The sequence below is a fragment of the Brevibacterium epidermidis NBRC 14811 genome (genome assembly GCF_001570805.1).
Lineage (GTDB): Bacteria > Actinomycetota > Actinomycetes > Actinomycetales > Brevibacteriaceae > Brevibacterium > Brevibacterium epidermidis.
This window is the reverse complement of the sequence record NZ_BCSJ01000015.1, coordinates 346242-362122: the sequence shown is the minus strand read 5'-3', so window position 1 is coordinate 362122 and position 15881 is coordinate 346242. Positions and strand designations below refer to the sequence as shown.

Below are 15881 nucleotides of genomic sequence, written 5' to 3'. Positions count from 1 at the left end.
AACTCACCTGGAGGAACCTCCGGATGATGTCCGCTGGGCTACCAGGACTTGAACCTAGACTAAATGAACCAGAATCACTCGTGCTGCCAATTACACCATAGCCCAATGTTTTTCAAGGTTATCTCCGTGGAGAATTCCCTGAGCAACGAGATATAACTCTACACAAGCACCCCGCCTCCCGACAAATCTCAGGGGGTCATTTTCGGTGTGACCTTCTTAACAAAACAGCCTCACCGGGGCTGGCCCGCCGACAGGCTCAACTCTCCCCTGCCGACGAGCGCCGACCTCACCCGCGAGCGAGGCCGATGAGCCGGTCGAAGACACGGTATCCGTCGGCGCGCAGACCGTTGTGTTCGTACTCGTTCGTCACCCACGGGTGCACCCCGGACAGATGCTCGGCCGTGGCCAGCGAATACTCCACCGGCACGTAGGCATCTTCGAAGTACACTGCTGCAGCACCACGCACCGAGGCGGCCCGCAGAGCGTCGACATCGTAGAGGCCGGGCCATTGACGTGCGGCGACGATCTCGGCCACTTCGGCGAAGGGCGTGAGCTCCGGATCCTCGTGCAGAGACTCCGGACCGGCGTGCTCACCGGCCAGCAGGGTCGGGTCCTCACGGACGGCATCGGGCATCGCTCGCCTTGCCGCCCAATTCGTCACGGTGCCATCGGCCCAGCAGGATTCGTGGATGACCGCATAGAGCGGATTGCGTCCCGAGAACGGCAGGGACGCTGCAAGGTCATGCCGGAACGCCGCCGAGCCGAAGTCAGAGTCGAGCAGGTAGTGCAGCTTCTCCGGACCATCGGAGGCCCCGAGGAAGTGCCCGAGCAGACGGATCCGCTCCGGTGTCGCCCGTGCTCCCCCGGGCAAGGCGAGACCCTCACCGACAGAGGCGAGTTCGACGAGTCTGCGCATCTTCTCGCGGTCGCCGGGGAACGCTGTGTAGTACTGCTCAGACTTGCGGATCATCCCTTCCCACGTCCGCCCGTAGACGGTCGCCGGGTCGAGGCCGATCGCCGGCAGACCGCCGGTGAAGAACACCTCGTTCAGTGCGCTCGAATGCGCAGAGATGTAGCGCAGGGTCGTGAAGCCGCCGAAGGACTGCCCCAGCAGTGACCACGTATCCGCGCCGAGGTGGCCGCGCAGGATCTCCGCGTCCTCGACGATCGAATCGGCTCGGAAGTACGACAGCGCCTCGGCGGTCGCCGCCGGGTCCGCCCCGACCGTGTCGAGGCCGGTGATGGCACCGTCGACGGAGCCGATCGGGCTCGACTTCCCGGTTCCGCGCTGGTCGAGCATGATGACCTGGAATTCCTCGAGGGCGCGCTTCACCCACCCGCCGGGGCCGCCGGCGATGCCCGGACGCGGAGCTTCCACGCCGGGTCCGCCCTGCAGGTACACGAGGTAGGGCTTCCGGCTGTCCGCCTCGGTGGCGATGATCCTGGCGAACACGCTCAGCGTGTCCGGCAGGTTCACACTCGCCGAGGCGGCTTCCCTCGATCGTCCGAAATGGTCGAAGGGCACGGTGATCGTCACGTCTTCGAAGTGCAGTCCCCCGCGGGTCCAGTCCTTCTGCTCGACTATGGTCACAGCTGTGCCGCGAGTGCCTTGAGGCGCGTGAGCGAGGAGTCCTTGCCGAGGATCTCCATCGACTCGAACAGCGGCGGGGAGACCTTGCGGCCGGACACGGCCACACGCAGCGGGCCGTATGCCAAGCGCGGTTTGATCTCCATCTCGTCGACGAGCTTCGCCGAGAGCACCTCTTCGAGCTTCGTTGTCGTCCACTCGTCGAGGCCTTCGAGGACCTCGATGGAGGCGGCGAGCACCTCGGGGGCGGAGTCCTTGAGGGTCTTCAGACCGTCTTCGGCCATGACGAGGTCGGCGTCGGAGGTGAAGAGGAACGCGAGCAGGTCGGGAGCTTCGCCGAGCAGCTTCATCCGGGTCTGGACGAGCGGTGCTGCCTGATCGAGGATCTCAAGCTGAGCGTCCGTCGGGGACTCAGGGAGCACCTCGGCGGCCTGCAGATACGGCACCAGCCGGTCACGGAAGTCGCCGAGTTCGAGGAGGCGGATGTGGTCGGCGTTGATGGCGGTGGCCTTCTTAACGTCGAAGCGGGCCGGGTTGGGCAGGACATCGTGGATGTCGAAGGCCTCGGTGAATTCCTTGACGTTGAAGACGTCGCGGTCGGGTCCGATGGACCAGCCGAGCAGGGCGAGGTAGTTGATGAGTCCCTCGGGGATGAAGCCGTTCTCGCGGTGGAGGAACAGGTTCGATTCGGGGTCGCGCTTCGACAGCTTCTTGTTGCCCTCGCCCATGACGTAGGGCAGGTGGCCGAACTCGGGGGTCGCCTCGGCGATTCCGATGGCCTTGAGGTGTTCGTAGAGCGCGATCTGGCGCGGGGTCGAGGACAGGATGTCCTCGCCGCGGAGCACATGGGTGATGCCCATCAGCGCGTCGTCGACGGGGTTGACCAGGGTGTACAGCGGCTGGCCGTTGGCGCGGACGACGACGTAGTCGGGCACGGTGCCGGCTTTGAAGGTGATGTCGCCGCGGACGAGGTCGGTGAAGGTGATGTCCTCATCGGGCATGCGAACGCGCCATACGGGTTCGCGGCCTTCGGCGCGGAAGGCGGCCTTCTGCTCGTCGGTGAGGTCGCGGTCAAAGCCGTCGTAGCCGAGTTTCGGGTCGCGACCCGCGGCCTTGTGGCGGGCTTCGACCTCTTCGTTGGTGGAGTAGGACTCGTAGATATGGCCGCCGGCCTTGAGCTTCTCGATGACCTCGGCGTAGATCTCACCGCGCTGCGACTGGCGGTAGGGTCCGTTGTCTCCGCCGACCTCGATGCCTTCGTCCCAGTCAAGGCCCAGCCATTTGAGGGCCTCGACGACCTGGCCGAAGCTCTCTTCGGAGTCGCGAGCCGCGTCGGTGTCTTCGATGCGGAAGACGAACTTGCCGCCGGTGTGCTTGGCGTAGGCCCAGTTGAACAGGGCCGTGCGGACCATGCCGACGTGCGGGGTGCCGGTGGGTGATGGGCAGAAACGAACTTTGACGCTCACGATTGTCCTTTGCGTGATCTTCTCGGGTGTGAGTCTGTGGTGTGCGCGGTGGCGCTTTTGGTGCTGGATGCGATCGCCGAGGCGGCGGTCGCCTCAGGCGTCCATGACCGGGTTCGACAGGACGCCGAGCCCTTCGATGGCGATGTCGACGCGGTTGCCGGACACGATCTGGCCGACTCCGGCTGGGGTCCCGGTGAGGATGACGTCGCCGGGCAGCAGGGTAATGGTCTCGGACAGGTGCTCGATGAGGGTCGGGATGTCGAAGATGAAGTCGGCGGTGGTCCCGTCCTGCTTCTTGTCTCCGTCGACCCAGGAGCGGATGTTCAGGTCATCGACGTCGAGTTCGGTTTCGATCCACGGGCCCAGCGGGCAGGAGGTGTCGAAGCCCTTCGCCCGCGACCACTGCTTGTCGGCCTTCTGGATGTCGCGCAGGGTCACATCGTTTCCGGCGGTAAAGCCGAGGACGTGGTCGAAGGCGTTCTCGGCCTTCACACCCTTGGCCACACGGCCGATGATGACGGCGAGTTCGGCCTCATAGGAGACATATTCACTGATGGCGGGCAAGCGGATGGGGTCGCCGGGGCCGATGACCGAAGTGTTGGGTTTGAAGAAGGTCAGGGGTGAGACCGGCACTTCGTTGCCGAGTTCGGCGGCGTGGTCGGCGAAGTTGCGGCCGACGCCGATGACCTTCGAGCGCGGCAGGATGGGGCTGACCAGACGCACGTCGTCGATCTTCAGCCTCTCCCCCGTCGATTGGGCCGGAGAGAAGAAGGGGTCCGAGTCGAGAACGGCGAGTTCGAGTCCCGACGTGTCCCAGCTGCCGTCGGTGATCGGCGGCACTTCACCTTCGACGACTCCGTATTTGGGCTCGTCCTGATATACAAATCTGGCGATACGCATGTGCCCCAGTCTAGTCAGTGCCGCGTGCCTTCCGCGCGTCGGTGATCGTCGGCGTCGCGACGTCGACCTGAGAGACTGGTGTCATGCCCGATCCGTCCGTCCCGCAAACCTTCGATCTCGCCCGCATCGGGGCCGGATTGCCCGCCGCCGCGCTCATCGATGAGCTGAACCTCGCCGAGGCGGCCCCCGCCCCGAGATTGGTCGTAGAGGCTCCTCCCGGAACCGGTAAGACCACCGTGGTGCCGCCGATGATCGCAGAGTACTTGGCTGGGACTGCCGGATCGGCTGGCACCGCCGGCACGGAACCGGGCCGCATCATCGTCACCCAGCCACGGCGGATGGCGGCCCGCGCCGCGGCCAGGCGGCTCGCAACGTTGACGGGGACCCGCCTCGGCGAGGTGGTGGGTTTCACTGTCCGCGGGGAGTCGCGGACCTCGGCTGCGACGCGCATCGAGTTCGTCACCACGGGTGTGCTGCTATCTCGGCTTCTGCGCGATCCGGAGCTGACCGGAGTCGCCGGGGTCATCCTCGACGAGGTGCATGAGCGGCAGTTGGATACGGATCTTGCGTTCGCGATGTGCCGGGAGTTGGCGGATCTGCGTGAGGATCTGTCTTTGGTCGTCATGTCTGCGACCTTGGATGCGCGGCTGTGGGCCGCGCGCCTCGGGGACGGTCCGCAGGCGCCGTCGACTCTGCTGTCGGTGGCCGCCGATACTCATCCTCTGGATGTCCGGTGGGCACCAGCGAAGGAACGACCGCTCGATGCGCGGGGCGTGACCTGGAATTTCCTTGATCATCTGGCTGCGACGACGGTGCGTGCACTGACTGAGACCGGCGAGGGCGACGTCCTCGTCTTCGCTCCAGGTGCACGCGAAGTCGACGAGGTGGCTTCCCGCGTGCGACGCCGTGTGGAATCAGATGGCGGTTCGGGTGATGGCGGACCGATCGGCTCTGGTGGTTCGGGTATCGGTGACGCGGTCGAGGTGCACACCTTGACGGGGCGGACCCCCGCGAAAGAGCAGGACGCGATCCTGCGCCCACGCACCGACCAGGGACGGAACCGTCGCGTCATCGTCTCGACCTCGGTGGCGGAGTCGGCGCTGACGATCGATGGAGTCCGCATCGTCGTCGACTCCGGCCTCTCCCGGGGGCCACTTCTGGATACGAGGCGGCGCATGTCCGGGCTGGTGACGATGCGTGAGTCGAAGGCGTCGGGAACTCAGCGCTCCGGTCGTGCCGCCCGGCAGGGACCGGGTGTCGCGTATCGGTGCATGTCAGAGGCGGATTGGGCGAGCCTGCCCGAGCACACTCCTCCTGAGGTCGCGACCTCCGATCTCACCTCCGCAGTCGTCGCGCTTGCGGTGTGGGGCGGAGACGAGAGCCTCCTGCCCGATCCGCTGCCTGCCGGACCGAAGCGTCAGGCGGTCGACAACCTGGTCGCGTTGGGAGCTGTGGAGGACTCGGCTCTGCACGTCACCGAGACGGGGCGGGCGATCGCGGCGGTTCCCGCCTCGGTGTGGTCGGCACGTGGCCTCCTGGACGGGGCTGCGCTGCTCTCTCCCGCTCGTGCGGCAGAAGCAGTCGCCGTCATCGAATCCGAGCAGAGGGCTCCAGGCGCCGATCTCTCCGCTCTGCTGCGGCAGCTGCGGCGCAGCAAGGATGCTCGATTCGCTCAGGACCGCAAACGGTTCGCGTCGATCGCACGCGAGTTCGCCTCGAGCGGCGATGGCGGAGACGCGGGAGACGGCACCGGGAACGGCGGAATCGGCGACCGTGGCATGGTCACCGGCGATTCCGGCGCGTCGCTGACCCCCGAAGATCTCGGACTCGTCACGGCACTGTCCTATCCCCTGCAGATCGCGCGGCTGCGCAGCGCTTCGGACTCCGAATACCTGCTGGCTTCAGGCACGGCGGCGAGCCTGCCCCGAGACTCCTCATTACAGGGCAGCCCATGGTTGGCCATCGCCGAGGTGGGCCTGGCCGGATCGCGAGCGATCATCCGGTCTGCTGTGCCGATCGACGGCGACACAGCGGAACTCGCCGGCGCCGGACTGCTGCACACGGAGGAGACGGCGACGTTCGAGTCCGGGAAGGTCCGTGCGGTACGGCGCAGCCGCCTCGGCGGAATCGAACTGACTTCCACTCCGATCCAGGCCGGCCCCGAACTCGCCCGCCGCGCCATCGCCGAATCGGTGCGCGAACGGGGAGCCCGCGAGGTTCTGCGTCCGTCCGAGGCTTTCGAATCGCTGCGCGCCCGGCTGGGACTGCTCCGCGCGATCTACGGGGACCCGTGGCCGGAGGTGACGTGGGAGCACCTCTCTGACACGCTCGATCAGTGGTGTCCTGATGCGCTCGACCGGATCGCGAAGGGCTCCGATCCTGCCCGCGTGGACCTCGTCTCCGCGCTGCGCGGTCTGCTGCCCTGGCCCGAGGCTGCCCGCCTCGACGAGCTTGTGCCGACCCACGTCACAGTGCCCAGCGGGTCACACGTCCGGCTCGAGTATCCGAATCCCGACCTCGTCGAGACGATCCCGGTCCTCGCGGTCAAACTCCAGGAGTGCTTCGGCTGGACGGATGTGCCGCGCATCTGCGACGGACGGGTTCCGGTCACCTTGCACCTGCTCTCCCCTGCCAGGCGGCCCCTGGCAGTGACCAGCGATCTCGCCTCTTTCTGGGCGAATGCTTACGCCCATGTCCGGGCCGAGAACCGGGGCCGCTACCCGAAGCATCCGTGGCCGGAGGACCCACTCACCGCACCTGCGGCGAAGGGCACGAAGCGCTCCGGTCGCTGAGCTGGAGCCCGCTTCGACCGTCTGGGACAATGGTGCGGTGACTTCCGCACTCTCGACCACGACTCCCGCCCCGCGCAGGGAGGCGACCGAGCGTACCGACGCATCGTCGGGCCGCCTCGGTGTTGGTGTCGTTCCTGCCGAGACCTGGCGTGAGCTGCGTGATGAGCACGAACAACGGATCGCCGAGCGCACCGATGCGCATATCGAACGGCGGATGCGACAGGAGACCCACCCGGTCGAAGACTTCCTCTTCACCTACTACCCGTTCAAGGTCGGGCAGCTGAAGAAGTGGCATCCAGGTCCTGGTGTGCGCGTTGCACTTGAGACGGCCGATCATCGTCGGTATTTCGATCGCCGGTGGTATCGCATCGACGATGCGCAGAATTTCGCCGAGGTGGACCTCGAGTCCTGGCGCACCGACCGTGGAGATGGGGCGAAGTTCATCGCCTCGCTGCTGTCGTCGACGCTCAACCGGGAAGCGAACTTCGGGTGTTTCGGCATCCACGAATGGGCGATGGTCTACCGTCTCACCGACGAGCAGCGCCGGCATCAGCAGGTGCCGCTGCGGCTGAGCCCCGCCGAGACGGATGCTGTGGTCGAAGGCCACCGCATCCAGTGTTCTCATCATGATGCGTTCCGATTCTTCACCGAACCGGCCCGGCCTCTCAACACCTTGCAGCCGAGCCGCGAGGGCATGATCATCAACGAGCAGCCCGGGTGTCTGCACGCGGGGATGGATCTGTACAAATGGGCGATGAAGATCTCGCCGATCGCTGATTCGGATCTCGTCGTCGACTGCTTCGACCTGGCGCTCGACATTCGCACCTTGGATATGGAGGCCTCCCCCTATGACCTGCGCGGATGGGGCTACGGGGTCGTCGCCATCGAGACCGCTGCGGGCAAGGCCGAGTACATGGAGCGGCAGAAGGAGTTCTCCGGCAGGGCGCAGTCGCTGCGGGCGCGGCTGCTCGATGCCTTGTCGGTCGCCGGAGTTCATCCGCGCTGACGATTGCGGCAGGTCGCCACTAAGCGGACACGCTCGGCTCCCACCGGGCGCGCGCCCTACGATCGGCGGTATGCGTGCCATCGTCTTCGATCAGTTCTCCGTCCGTCCTCGGCTCGAGGAGGTTCCCGCTCCCACGTCCCCCGATGGCGGCGTCGTCATCGATGTCGAAGCCACTGGGGTGTGCCGAAGCGACCACCATGCGTGGGCCGGACACGATTCGACGATCACCCTGCCCCATGTTCCCGGGCATGAGCTGGTGGGGCGGGTCGCCTCGGTGGGTGCCCATGTGCAGGAATTCCACGTCGGCCAGCGGGTGACCGTTCCATTTGTGTGCGGGTGCGGGACGTGCCGGTGGTGCGTTTCCGGCAATGCGCAGGTGTGCCCCGATCAGACGCAGCCGGGATTCACGCATTTCGGGTCGTGGGCGGATCAGGTCGTCATCCACAATGCCGATGCGAACCTCGTGGCCGTGCCCGACGATCTGCCGGCCGCGGCCGTCGTCGGGCTCGGATGTCGATTCGCCACTGCCTTCCATGGTCTGCGGGTGCGGGCTCGGCTTGCCGCGGACGAGACGGTTGCCGTCTTCGGCTGCGGCGGGGTGGGACTGTCGGCGATCATGATCGCCCGCGCCCTCGGCGCGAAGGTGGTCGCCATCGACGTCAGCGATGCGGCCTTGGAATCCGCCCGTGAGTTCGGTGCCGCACGATGCGTCAACGCACGGGGTCTCAGTCCCGAGGGGCTGAGCGCCGAGGTGGTCGCGCAGTTTGCCATGACCGATCCGGATGGGGTGGCGGTGACCGTTGATGCTCTGGGTCGGGAGGACACGATTCGGGCGGCGATCGGTGCCCTGGCACCCTTGGGCCGGCATGTGCAGATCGGGCTGCTGCCCGCGGAGCCGGTCGTCGACCTGCCGCGGGTGATCGCGCTCGAACTCAGTGTGCTCGGCTCACATGGCATGGCTGCGGCTGAGTACCCGGAGCTCGTCGACCTCGTCGTTCAGGGGCGCTTGCGACCGCAGGACCTCGTCACGAATGTCATCGGCCTCGACGAAGCGCCCGCGGCGATGGAGGCGATGGGCTCCCCTGCTGCCTCGGCGGGGATGACGATCATCGACCTGGCACGGTGACGGTCGGCTACCCCGGCACTGTGCACCGCCTCGGCGAGGTCGGCCGCGACGATAGAGTCCGCACCTGCGGCGGCGGCTCCTCATCCCTCGCCGAGTGACTCCCGCATACTCGCGGCCAGAGAGCCGATGAGCTCCTGATCTCCGCGGACGCCGGGTGCGAACGGCAGACTCAGGCGGTCTTTGTCCTTGTCCCGGTAGCGCGGAATGACGTGCATATGGAAGTGGAAGACCGACTGCCAAGCCTCGGCACCACAGCAGTTGAGGAGGTTGACGCCATCGGCTCCCCAGGCGTCGAAGGCGTGTTTGGCGATGCGCTGGGACTCGAGCACCACTGTGGACAGATCCTCGGCCGGGATATCCCGCAGGTCCGTGCTGTGACGCTTCGGAACGACAAGCAGATGCCCATCCGACCCGGGCTGGATGTCCATGAACGCGAACGTCGACTCGGTCTCGGCGATCGGCGCACTCGGTGCGTCACCTGCGACGATCTGGCAGAAGATGCAGGCACTGCTCATGATTTCCGGTTCCTCCTCTGCGGTGACTGGGCTGTGCCGTAGAGTGCTCGGTCGGATCGCTCAGACCATGATGGCGAGGACGACATTCGTGTCCTGGCCTTCCCAGCGGCCCAGCAGCAGACCTGCGTCGGACTTCTCGGCTGGTGATTCGGGCGAGAGACGGTAGAGGATCTCGACGTCGCCGGCGCCCGGCAGAGGTCCCGTCCCGAAGGCGTGGGCCACCTCGGTGATCTCTTCTCCCCGGTTGCCCTCCTCGTCGACGCGGTACTGCTTCGCCGCGGTCGACGCGGTGGCGATGGTGTGGTCGAGGCGCTGTCGGAACAGCGGGTCGCCCATGCCGGCGTAGACCCATCGCCTGCCGAGCACCGAGTGATCCATGTTCGCCACGAATGCTTCGTCGGCGCCCTCGAGCGGTGCGCCGCGATAAGTCAGCGGCACCTGCAGCAGCTGGTCGCCGCTCCTCACGATGTGGATCTCGATGCCCACTTCGCCTGCGGGGTCGTCGAAGCGGTACGCGGTGACTGCCTCGAGCGGGTTTGCCGCAAGGTCGAGCTCGGTGGCCCAGTCCTGCTTGGCCACCCAGTCGGTAACGACGTCGAGCTTGCCGGGATTGAGCTGAGCTGCGTAGATATCTGCCATGACGGTTCCTCCTGAAATCTGTCTGACGTCGGCGTCAGGTGTGGCTGGGCGCAACAGGTGTCTGTAGGTGTGAGGCGCTCGGCGGTCTCCGGACGCTTCGCATCATGTCTTGCGTGGTCTCAGGCCTTGCGGGTGCCGGGGACCCATTCTCCGTCGACGACTTCGTAGTCGGCGAATACCGCCGGGGCCTCTTCGCGCATGACCTCGCCGATCTTGTTGAAGATGAGGCGGATCTCCTCTTCAGCGCCCTTTGCAGTGCGCATTTCGATGACGTGACGCAGCGAACGCAGGTTCGCGGTGTAGACGATTCCGGTGGCCAGGCCCTCGGGGGCGAAGCGACGCATGAACGAGGTCATGTGCTTCTTGTGGGAGAACTTCGTGCCCTCCTCGTCGAGTTCGAAATGCTCGGCCATCCACTGCTGATGCTCCTCGAGGGTGTCGAGGACCTTGAGGCTGCGTTCCATGAGTTCGGGATCTTCGCGTGCCCACTCGGGGAACCAGAACGGAATGTCGGTGAGGCGAACGTATCGCAGCGATTCCTGCGAGAACGCGGATCCCGCGCGGTGGCGGATGAGTTCGTGGGTGAGCACACGCGAGACGTTGTGGAGGACGAAGGTGAAGTTCGCGTGTTCGAGGACGGACCCGTGCTGGGACTTCACCACATTTCCGAGGTACTGCGCGGAATCGGTGCGCACGCGCGAGACGTTCGGGTTGAGTCCCGGCTCCCACGATCGGTAGCACATGCGTCCGGAGAACTCGAGGAGATCCTCGGCGTCGGGAGATTCCGCATCTTCGACCCGGTCCGCCCAAGAGGATCCGCCCACCTCGTCGAGGTAAGTCCTCATCGCTTCCCAATCGATATTGGGCTTGGCGAGCAGTTCAACGGACGGTTCGACCTGGCGCATGGCTCTCCTAGTGCAGGGGACGTGATTGATTCCCAATCCTACAGACAGCCCGGCTGGTTTCGGTGACCGGTCCGCACCGAAATCCTCCTCGCCTCAGCCGTCTTGGCTGACAGGTGCGGCGGGTCCCTTATCGTCGAAGTTGCGCAGGCTTCCGCCCGTATCGACGATGTAGGCTCGTGCCCCCGCGGATTCCGCCATCACCGAGGCGGCCGCACCGTCGACGTACACGACCGCGGCATGATCATCGATGGCGGTTCCGGGGCCGGGAAGTCGGCCACGCGCGATCCATTCCCGGAAGGATTCCTTCCGCCCGGGTTCGCCGTGGAAGTGCGGGCAGGCACTCCCCCGCAGGAATCCGAGCCCATCATGCAGCGGAGCCAACGGACCGAACGAATCCGTCGAGGAGGCCTCGAACCAGCAGTTCGCACCGGCGCTGATGCCGGCGAGGATGGTCCCTCCGGCAGCAGCTTCTCTCATCCGCTGGTCGACGGCATGCCTGCGCCGGAGGCTGAGCAGGTTCGCCGTGGAGCCGCCGCCGACGTAGATGAGGTCCATGTCGAGCAGCATCGCCGGATCCTGGTAGTCCCACGGACTCTGCCCGAACAGGGAGAGGACATAGGTTCGCGCACTCGCCTCGAATGCCGCTTCGAACCGCTCGATATAGTCGCGGCTGTCGCCGGATGCCGTCGGGACGAAGCAGACGTGTGGGAGTCCAACAGAGGCGCCGAAACCGCTCTGAGCACCGGCCTCGTCCTCAGTGCCGGCGCGGATCCGTCTGGCGGCCATGCGCACCAGCTCGTCATCAATGGCCGAGGCCCCGGTCTCGGACGTCGAGAACCCACCGCCGCCGAGGGCCACGATCGTGCCACGGAAAGCAGTGGGTTCAGCGTTGCCCACGGCACGCTGTGCGTCAGCACTCACGGCACGCGGTGCGTCCATTTCTCGGTCCCGAACTTCTCGTCGACCAGTTCCTGCGCCCGCTTCAGCTCGTCCTCGGTGTAGGTGCCGTAAGTGGCCCCATAGCGGGTGGCGAAGGTGTCGGCCATGACATCGATGATGTCCTTGCGCGCCTCACCCGTCTGGCTCCGAAGCGGATCGACGCGCTTCTTCGCACTCGCCACGCCCTTGTCGGAGATCTTCGCTTCGCCGATGCGCAGCACCTCGACCATTTTGTCCGCGTCGATGTCATAGCTCATCGTCGCGTGGTGGAGCAGGGTGCCGTCGCGCATCCGCTTCTGTGCGGCTCCGCCGATCTTGCCTCCGGTCGAGGAGATGTCGTTGATCGGCTTGTAGAACGCCTCCACCCCGAGGGTCTTCAGGGCTGCGAGCACCCATTGGTCGAGGAACACATATGACTCTTCGTAGTCGAGACCGGCGACGAGGGCAGGCGGGACGAACATCGAATAGGTGATGCAGTTGCCGCCCTCCATGAACATGGCTCCGCCCCCGGAGATGCGGCGCACGACCTGGACGTCGTGCTTCTCCACGCCTTCGGGCCGCAGCTCGTTGACGTAGGACTGGAATGCTCCGATGACGGTGGCCGTGTCCTCCCATTCCCAGAACCGCAGGGTCGGCTGGCGACGGCCTGCCGCGACCTCTTCGAGCAGAACCTGGTCGAGTGCCACGTTGAGCTGAGTGGGCAGCACCTCGCCGCGGATGACCTGCCATTCGAAGTCGGTGAAGTTCGCCGCTGATCCCAGCGCACGACGCACGACTGTGGCGATGTCGGCGGTGGAGAATCCGTGCATCGCCAGTTCCGAACCGTAGCCGGCCAGGGCCTCGTCGAGGCGGCCGCGCAGGGTCGCATTGTCGGCGTTGACGCTGGCGCCGACGAGGGCGGGTGCGAGGTCGAAGTAGGCTTCTTCGGGTTCGAGGAAGAAGTCGCCGGAGATCTTCACTTCGGTGATGGTCTTACCATCGGTGGTCACATCGGCGACGACGAGTTTGCCGCCGATGACCTTGTACTCGCCGTGGAAATGCTGCGTCTCGTTCGTCATGTCTCCCAACCTACTCCCCCGTGAGTGCGTTCCACATGAACCGGTAGCTCAGTGCCCGGGTGAACGCGGTCTGCTCATTGTCCGAAGCTGCGGAATGCCCGCCTTCGGTGTCTTCGAAGAACCACACGTTCTCAATTCCCTGCGCCTGCATCCGGGCCGCCATCTTCCGTGCCTGCACAGGTCCCACCCGATCATCCGAGGTGGCTGTCCAGAACAGAACCGGCGGATAGTCCTGCCGGTCTTCGATGAGGTGGTAGGGCGAGAATTCCTTGATGAACGCCCAGTCCTCGGCCACGTCCGGGTCACCGTATTCGGCCTTCCACGAATAGCCGGCGCTTAGCTTCGTGTACCGAGCCATGTCCAGCAACGGGACTCCGCAGGAGACTGCGCCGAAGAGCTCGGGATATTGGGTGAGCATATTGCCGACCAGCAGACCTCCGTTGGATCCGCCAGCGCAGGCGAGCGTCTTCGGGCTCGTCACTCCCCGGGCGATGAGATCGCGCGCCACGGCCGAGTGGTCTTCATAGCAGCGCATGCGGTTCTCCCGCATTGCCGAGGTGTGCCACTCAGGTCCGTATTCGCCTCCGCCGCGGATGTTCGCGAGCACGTAGACGCCCCCGCGACCGGCCGGGAGAGTATTGGTCGAGTCACCGGCCGTCGTCGCTCCGGCAGCCTCGTCGGACTTCTGTCCGGCGGTGCTGCGACTCAGCCAGCCGATGCCGACGACGGGCGAGTATCCGGGAGTGCGGCTGACTTCGAAACCGCCGTAGCCGTCGAGCAGTGTGGGATTGTCGCCGTCGAGCACGAGGTCGTCGGCCCCGATCTGGAAGTACGGGATCTTCGTTCCGTCGGCGCTGGTGGCGAAGTGCTGTTCGACGCTCAGTCCTTCCGCGTCGAACATCGCCGGTGCTGATTTGATCACCTCTGTTGTGGGCTCGTCGGAGTCCGTTCCGAGAGTTCCGTACGACAGTGTCGAGGGGGTGAGGAAACCGGTACTGACCATCCAGAAGTCATTGGCAGTGGCCGAATCGAACTTGTCGACCGCGCCGAGGCCGACCATGTGGTTGGCCGGGACACCGGGAAGGGTGGATTCGGCGAAGTCGTTGCCCAGGTCGAGGACCGTGAGCTTCGACTGTACGTCGGCGAGCAGTTCGAGCACGAGGTAGTCCCGTGTGAAGGTGAAGGACTGCAGTGAGGTGTGGGCGTCCGGGGTGAAGATCACGCGCGGAGCGATCTCGCCTTCCTTGACGGCATCGATATCGGCGATGGCAAGTCCGCCAGCAGCGACCTCGGTAGTCGTGGACTTCCATGTCGACTGGGGTCGGAAGAGCACGAGGTCGCGTTCGAAGCCGACCTCGACGTCGGTGGGGGCGTCGACCTGGTTGAGTGCGTCTGCCCACTTCGTCGGTTCGGTGAAGAGCGAACCGTCTACGGCCCTGATGTCGTCGAGGTCGAGGAAGCTCATCGTCGAATTGAAGAAGTCGATGGCGTCGACGATGACGGCACGGTCGGTGGTCTCGGTGTCGGGCCGGATGTCGCTTCCGACGAAGATCGCCACATGGTCGCGTGGCACTTCGGCGACGATCGGGGCGTCGTCGAGGCTCTGCCCGCGGCGGAGCGCTCTGGCTTGGCGTGGATATGACGATGTCGTCAGTGAGTCGGCGTCGGTTTCGGTGGCGACGAGTACGGTGTCGTCGTCGAGCCAGGCCAGTCGTGTCTTGGCGGCGGGGATGTCGAAGCCTCCGTCGACGAAGGTGCGGTCCTCGAGGTCGAATTCGCGAACTCGGTGTGAGTCGCCTCCGTCCGGGGACAGGAGGACGAGTGCGCGCCGATTGTCGCTGCGCCGAACCATCGCTCCGGACCAGACCCAGGCGGTATCTTCCTCTGCGGCAAGTGCGTCGAGGTCGAGCAGCACGTCCCAGTCGGGTGAGTCCGTGCGGTAGCTGTCCGAGGTGGTGCGCCGCCACAGGCCCTTCGGGTTCGTCTGATCACGCCAGAAGTTATAGAAGTGGTCCCCGCGTTTGGTGACCATCGGAATGCGATCGTCGGAGTCCAGCGCGGTTCGCAGATCACCGGAGATGCTGTCGAAGAGGCCGTCGTGGAATCGTTCGAGGGTCTTCGAGTTCTGATCTTTCACCCAGGCGATCTGTTTCTCGCCGTAGATGTCTTCGAGCCAGAGGTTTTCGTCTTCGGGCAGATCGGCACTCGTCGTCGGGGCCGCTGATGGAGAGTCTTCTTCACGCATGTACCCATCCTAGTGACCACCGCTGACGTGGGTGCCGCCTCACCGCGGGCTGCGGAACATGACCAAGCCGGGTTGCCCATTGGGTGCTTCGGGGCCGTGGCCGAGCTCGGTGAAGCCGAGTCTTTCGTAGAGCCGTCGTGCCGGACTGTCGATATCGTCGGTCTGCAGCCAGCAGCCGAAGCGTCCGACCTCCCCGATCCACATTTCGAGGGTTCGTCGGCCCAAACCTCGATCGCGCTGTTTCGGATCACGCGCGAGCAGGTTGAGAGCGAAGGTCGATTCGAGTTCGATCGAGGCCTCGCCGAGACGGCTCTGCAGTTCGAATGCCCACGGATACTTCTGTTCTTCCCACTTCCAATGGTGTCCGTAGGCGAATGAGGTCAGTCGTCCGTCGGGCTGGGTTCGTGTCAACGTCATGAGGACCTGTCCGTTGCGGACGGAGACGTCGTAGACATCGGCAAATATCGCCGCAAACCTGGGGTCCTCGTTCAGCGGTGGTTCTGCGGCAGCGGCGCCGTAGAGCGCTTCGATCTCGCGGCGGGGCGGAAGGACTCCGGAGATCCCCGGACCCGAGGGCACGCCCTCCCACAAAGGGCCCAACCCCTTGAGCATTCCCCATACGATCTCGACCGCTGGTTCGTCTGCTGGGACGGAGCGTGCAAGGCAGTCACCGGGCGACGGCTGCCCGTTGAGGTCGTTCAT

Annotated in this window: 13 protein-coding genes and 1 tRNA gene; 3 read left to right on the top strand and 11 right to left on the bottom strand. The window is 65.4% G+C overall.

Going from position 1 to position 15881, the window contains the following annotated elements; all coding sequences use genetic code 11:
• Nucleotides 1-33: 33 nt before the first annotated feature.
• The 4 genes from BEP01S_RS12750 to BEP01S_RS12735 all read right to left on the bottom strand — a co-directional run bounded on the left by BEP01S_RS12750 (nucleotide 34) and on the right by BEP01S_RS12735 (nucleotide 3954).
• Nucleotides 34-105, bottom strand: a tRNA-Gln gene (locus BEP01S_RS12750).
• 181 nt (nucleotides 106-286) lie between these two features.
• Nucleotides 287-1591, bottom strand: coding sequence for an alpha/beta fold hydrolase (locus BEP01S_RS12745; protein WP_062243848.1), 1305 nt, complete (start codon nucleotides 1589-1591; stop codon nucleotides 287-289).
• Nucleotides 1588-3054, bottom strand: coding sequence for a glutamate--tRNA ligase (gene gltX / locus BEP01S_RS12740; RefSeq protein WP_082819393.1), 1467 nt, complete (start codon nucleotides 3052-3054; stop codon nucleotides 1588-1590). The genes BEP01S_RS12745 and gltX overlap by 4 nt, the downstream gene beginning before the upstream one ends.
• A 93-nt stretch (nucleotides 3055-3147) precedes the next feature.
• The gene (locus tag BEP01S_RS12735; protein ID WP_062243842.1) at nucleotides 3148-3954 is read right to left on the bottom strand and encodes a fumarylacetoacetate hydrolase family protein; all 807 of its coding nucleotides are present in this window, start codon (nucleotides 3952-3954) and stop codon (nucleotides 3148-3150) included.
• Between the two features lie 83 nt (nucleotides 3955-4037).
• Here BEP01S_RS12735 and hrpB point away from each other — a divergent pair, with 83 nt between their 5' ends.
• The 3 genes from hrpB (at nucleotide 4038) to BEP01S_RS12720 (ending at nucleotide 8878) form a co-directional block, all read left to right on the top strand.
• Nucleotides 4038-6746, top strand: coding sequence for an ATP-dependent helicase HrpB (hrpB, locus tag BEP01S_RS12730; RefSeq protein ID WP_062243828.1), 2709 nt, complete (start codon nucleotides 4038-4040; stop codon nucleotides 6744-6746).
• A gap of 37 nt (nucleotides 6747-6783) precedes the next feature.
• Nucleotides 6784-7752 carry a 3-methyladenine DNA glycosylase gene (locus BEP01S_RS12725; RefSeq protein ID WP_244882223.1) on the top strand — a complete coding sequence of 323 codons (969 nt, stop codon included), beginning with the start codon at nucleotides 6784-6786 and terminating at the stop codon, nucleotides 7750-7752.
• 70 nt (nucleotides 7753-7822) lie between these two features.
• Nucleotides 7823-8878, top strand: a complete 1056-nt coding sequence (locus BEP01S_RS12720) for a zinc-binding dehydrogenase (protein WP_062243825.1) — start codon at nucleotides 7823-7825, stop codon at nucleotides 8876-8878.
• Between the two features lie 80 nt (nucleotides 8879-8958).
• On the opposite strand, the gene BEP01S_RS12715 is transcribed toward BEP01S_RS12720, so the two are convergent.
• The 7 genes from BEP01S_RS12715 to BEP01S_RS12685 all read right to left on the bottom strand — a co-directional run bounded on the left by BEP01S_RS12715 (nucleotide 8959) and on the right by BEP01S_RS12685 (nucleotide 15881).
• A complete protein-coding gene (locus BEP01S_RS12715) occupies nucleotides 8959-9393 on the bottom strand; it encodes an HIT family protein (protein WP_039211031.1) in 435 nt (144 codons plus the stop codon).
• A 60-nt stretch (nucleotides 9394-9453) separates the two neighbouring features.
• Nucleotides 9454-10032 carry a maltokinase N-terminal cap-like domain-containing protein gene (locus BEP01S_RS12710; RefSeq protein ID WP_062243822.1) on the bottom strand — a complete coding sequence of 193 codons (579 nt, stop codon included), beginning with the start codon at nucleotides 10030-10032 and terminating at the stop codon, nucleotides 9454-9456.
• 119 nt (nucleotides 10033-10151) lie between these two features.
• Nucleotides 10152-10937 carry an FAD-dependent thymidylate synthase gene (thyX, locus tag BEP01S_RS12705; protein ID WP_062243820.1) on the bottom strand — a complete coding sequence of 262 codons (786 nt, stop codon included), beginning with the start codon at nucleotides 10935-10937 and terminating at the stop codon, nucleotides 10152-10154.
• A 93-nt stretch (nucleotides 10938-11030) separates the two neighbouring features.
• Nucleotides 11031-11876 carry a Type 1 glutamine amidotransferase-like domain-containing protein gene (locus BEP01S_RS12700; protein WP_083532707.1) on the bottom strand — a complete coding sequence of 282 codons (846 nt, stop codon included), beginning with the start codon at nucleotides 11874-11876 and terminating at the stop codon, nucleotides 11031-11033.
• Nucleotides 11855-12934 carry a lipoate-protein ligase small subunit gene (lplB, locus tag BEP01S_RS12695; protein ID WP_062243818.1) on the bottom strand — a complete coding sequence of 360 codons (1080 nt, stop codon included), beginning with the start codon at nucleotides 12932-12934 and terminating at the stop codon, nucleotides 11855-11857. Before lplB ends, BEP01S_RS12700 begins: the two co-directional genes overlap by 22 nt.
• A 10-nt stretch (nucleotides 12935-12944) precedes the next feature.
• On the bottom strand, nucleotides 12945-15179 hold the full coding sequence (locus BEP01S_RS12690) for a prolyl oligopeptidase family serine peptidase (RefSeq protein WP_062243815.1): 2235 nt from the start codon (nucleotides 15177-15179) through the stop codon (nucleotides 12945-12947).
• Nucleotides 15180-15218: 39 nt separating this feature from the next.
• The gene (locus BEP01S_RS12685; RefSeq protein ID WP_062243813.1) at nucleotides 15219-15881 is read right to left on the bottom strand and encodes a GNAT family N-acetyltransferase; all 663 of its coding nucleotides are present in this window, start codon (nucleotides 15879-15881) and stop codon (nucleotides 15219-15221) included.

Excerpts from the sequence above, each read along its gene's own strand:
- BEP01S_RS12735 (WP_062243842.1), bottom strand. The coding sequence starts at position 3,954 with ATGCGTATCGCCAGATTTGTATATCAGGACGAGCCCAAATACGGAGTC.
- hrpB (WP_062243828.1), top strand. The coding sequence starts at position 4,038 with ATGCCCGATCCGTCCGTCCCGCAAACCTTCGATCTCGCCCGCATCGGG.
- BEP01S_RS12720 (WP_062243825.1), top strand. The coding sequence starts at position 7,823 with ATGCGTGCCATCGTCTTCGATCAGTTCTCCGTCCGTCCTCGGCTCGAG.
- BEP01S_RS12715 (WP_039211031.1), bottom strand. The coding sequence starts at position 9,393 with ATGAGCAGTGCCTGCATCTTCTGCCAGATCGTCGCAGGTGACGCACCG.
- BEP01S_RS12710 (WP_062243822.1), bottom strand. The coding sequence starts at position 10,032 with ATGGCAGATATCTACGCAGCTCAGCTCAATCCCGGCAAGCTCGACGTC.
- thyX (WP_062243820.1), bottom strand. The coding sequence starts at position 10,937 with ATGCGCCAGGTCGAACCGTCCGTTGAACTGCTCGCCAAGCCCAATATC.
- BEP01S_RS12700 (WP_083532707.1), bottom strand. The coding sequence starts at position 11,876 with ATGGACGCACCGCGTGCCGTGAGTGCTGACGCACAGCGTGCCGTGGGC.
- lplB (WP_062243818.1), bottom strand. The coding sequence starts at position 12,934 with ATGACGAACGAGACGCAGCATTTCCACGGCGAGTACAAGGTCATCGGC.
- BEP01S_RS12690 (WP_062243815.1), bottom strand. The coding sequence starts at position 15,179 with ATGCGTGAAGAAGACTCTCCATCAGCGGCCCCGACGACGAGTGCCGAT.
- BEP01S_RS12685 (WP_062243813.1), bottom strand. The coding sequence starts at position 15,881 with ATGAACGACCTCAACGGGCAGCCGTCGCCCGGTGACTGCCTTGCACGC.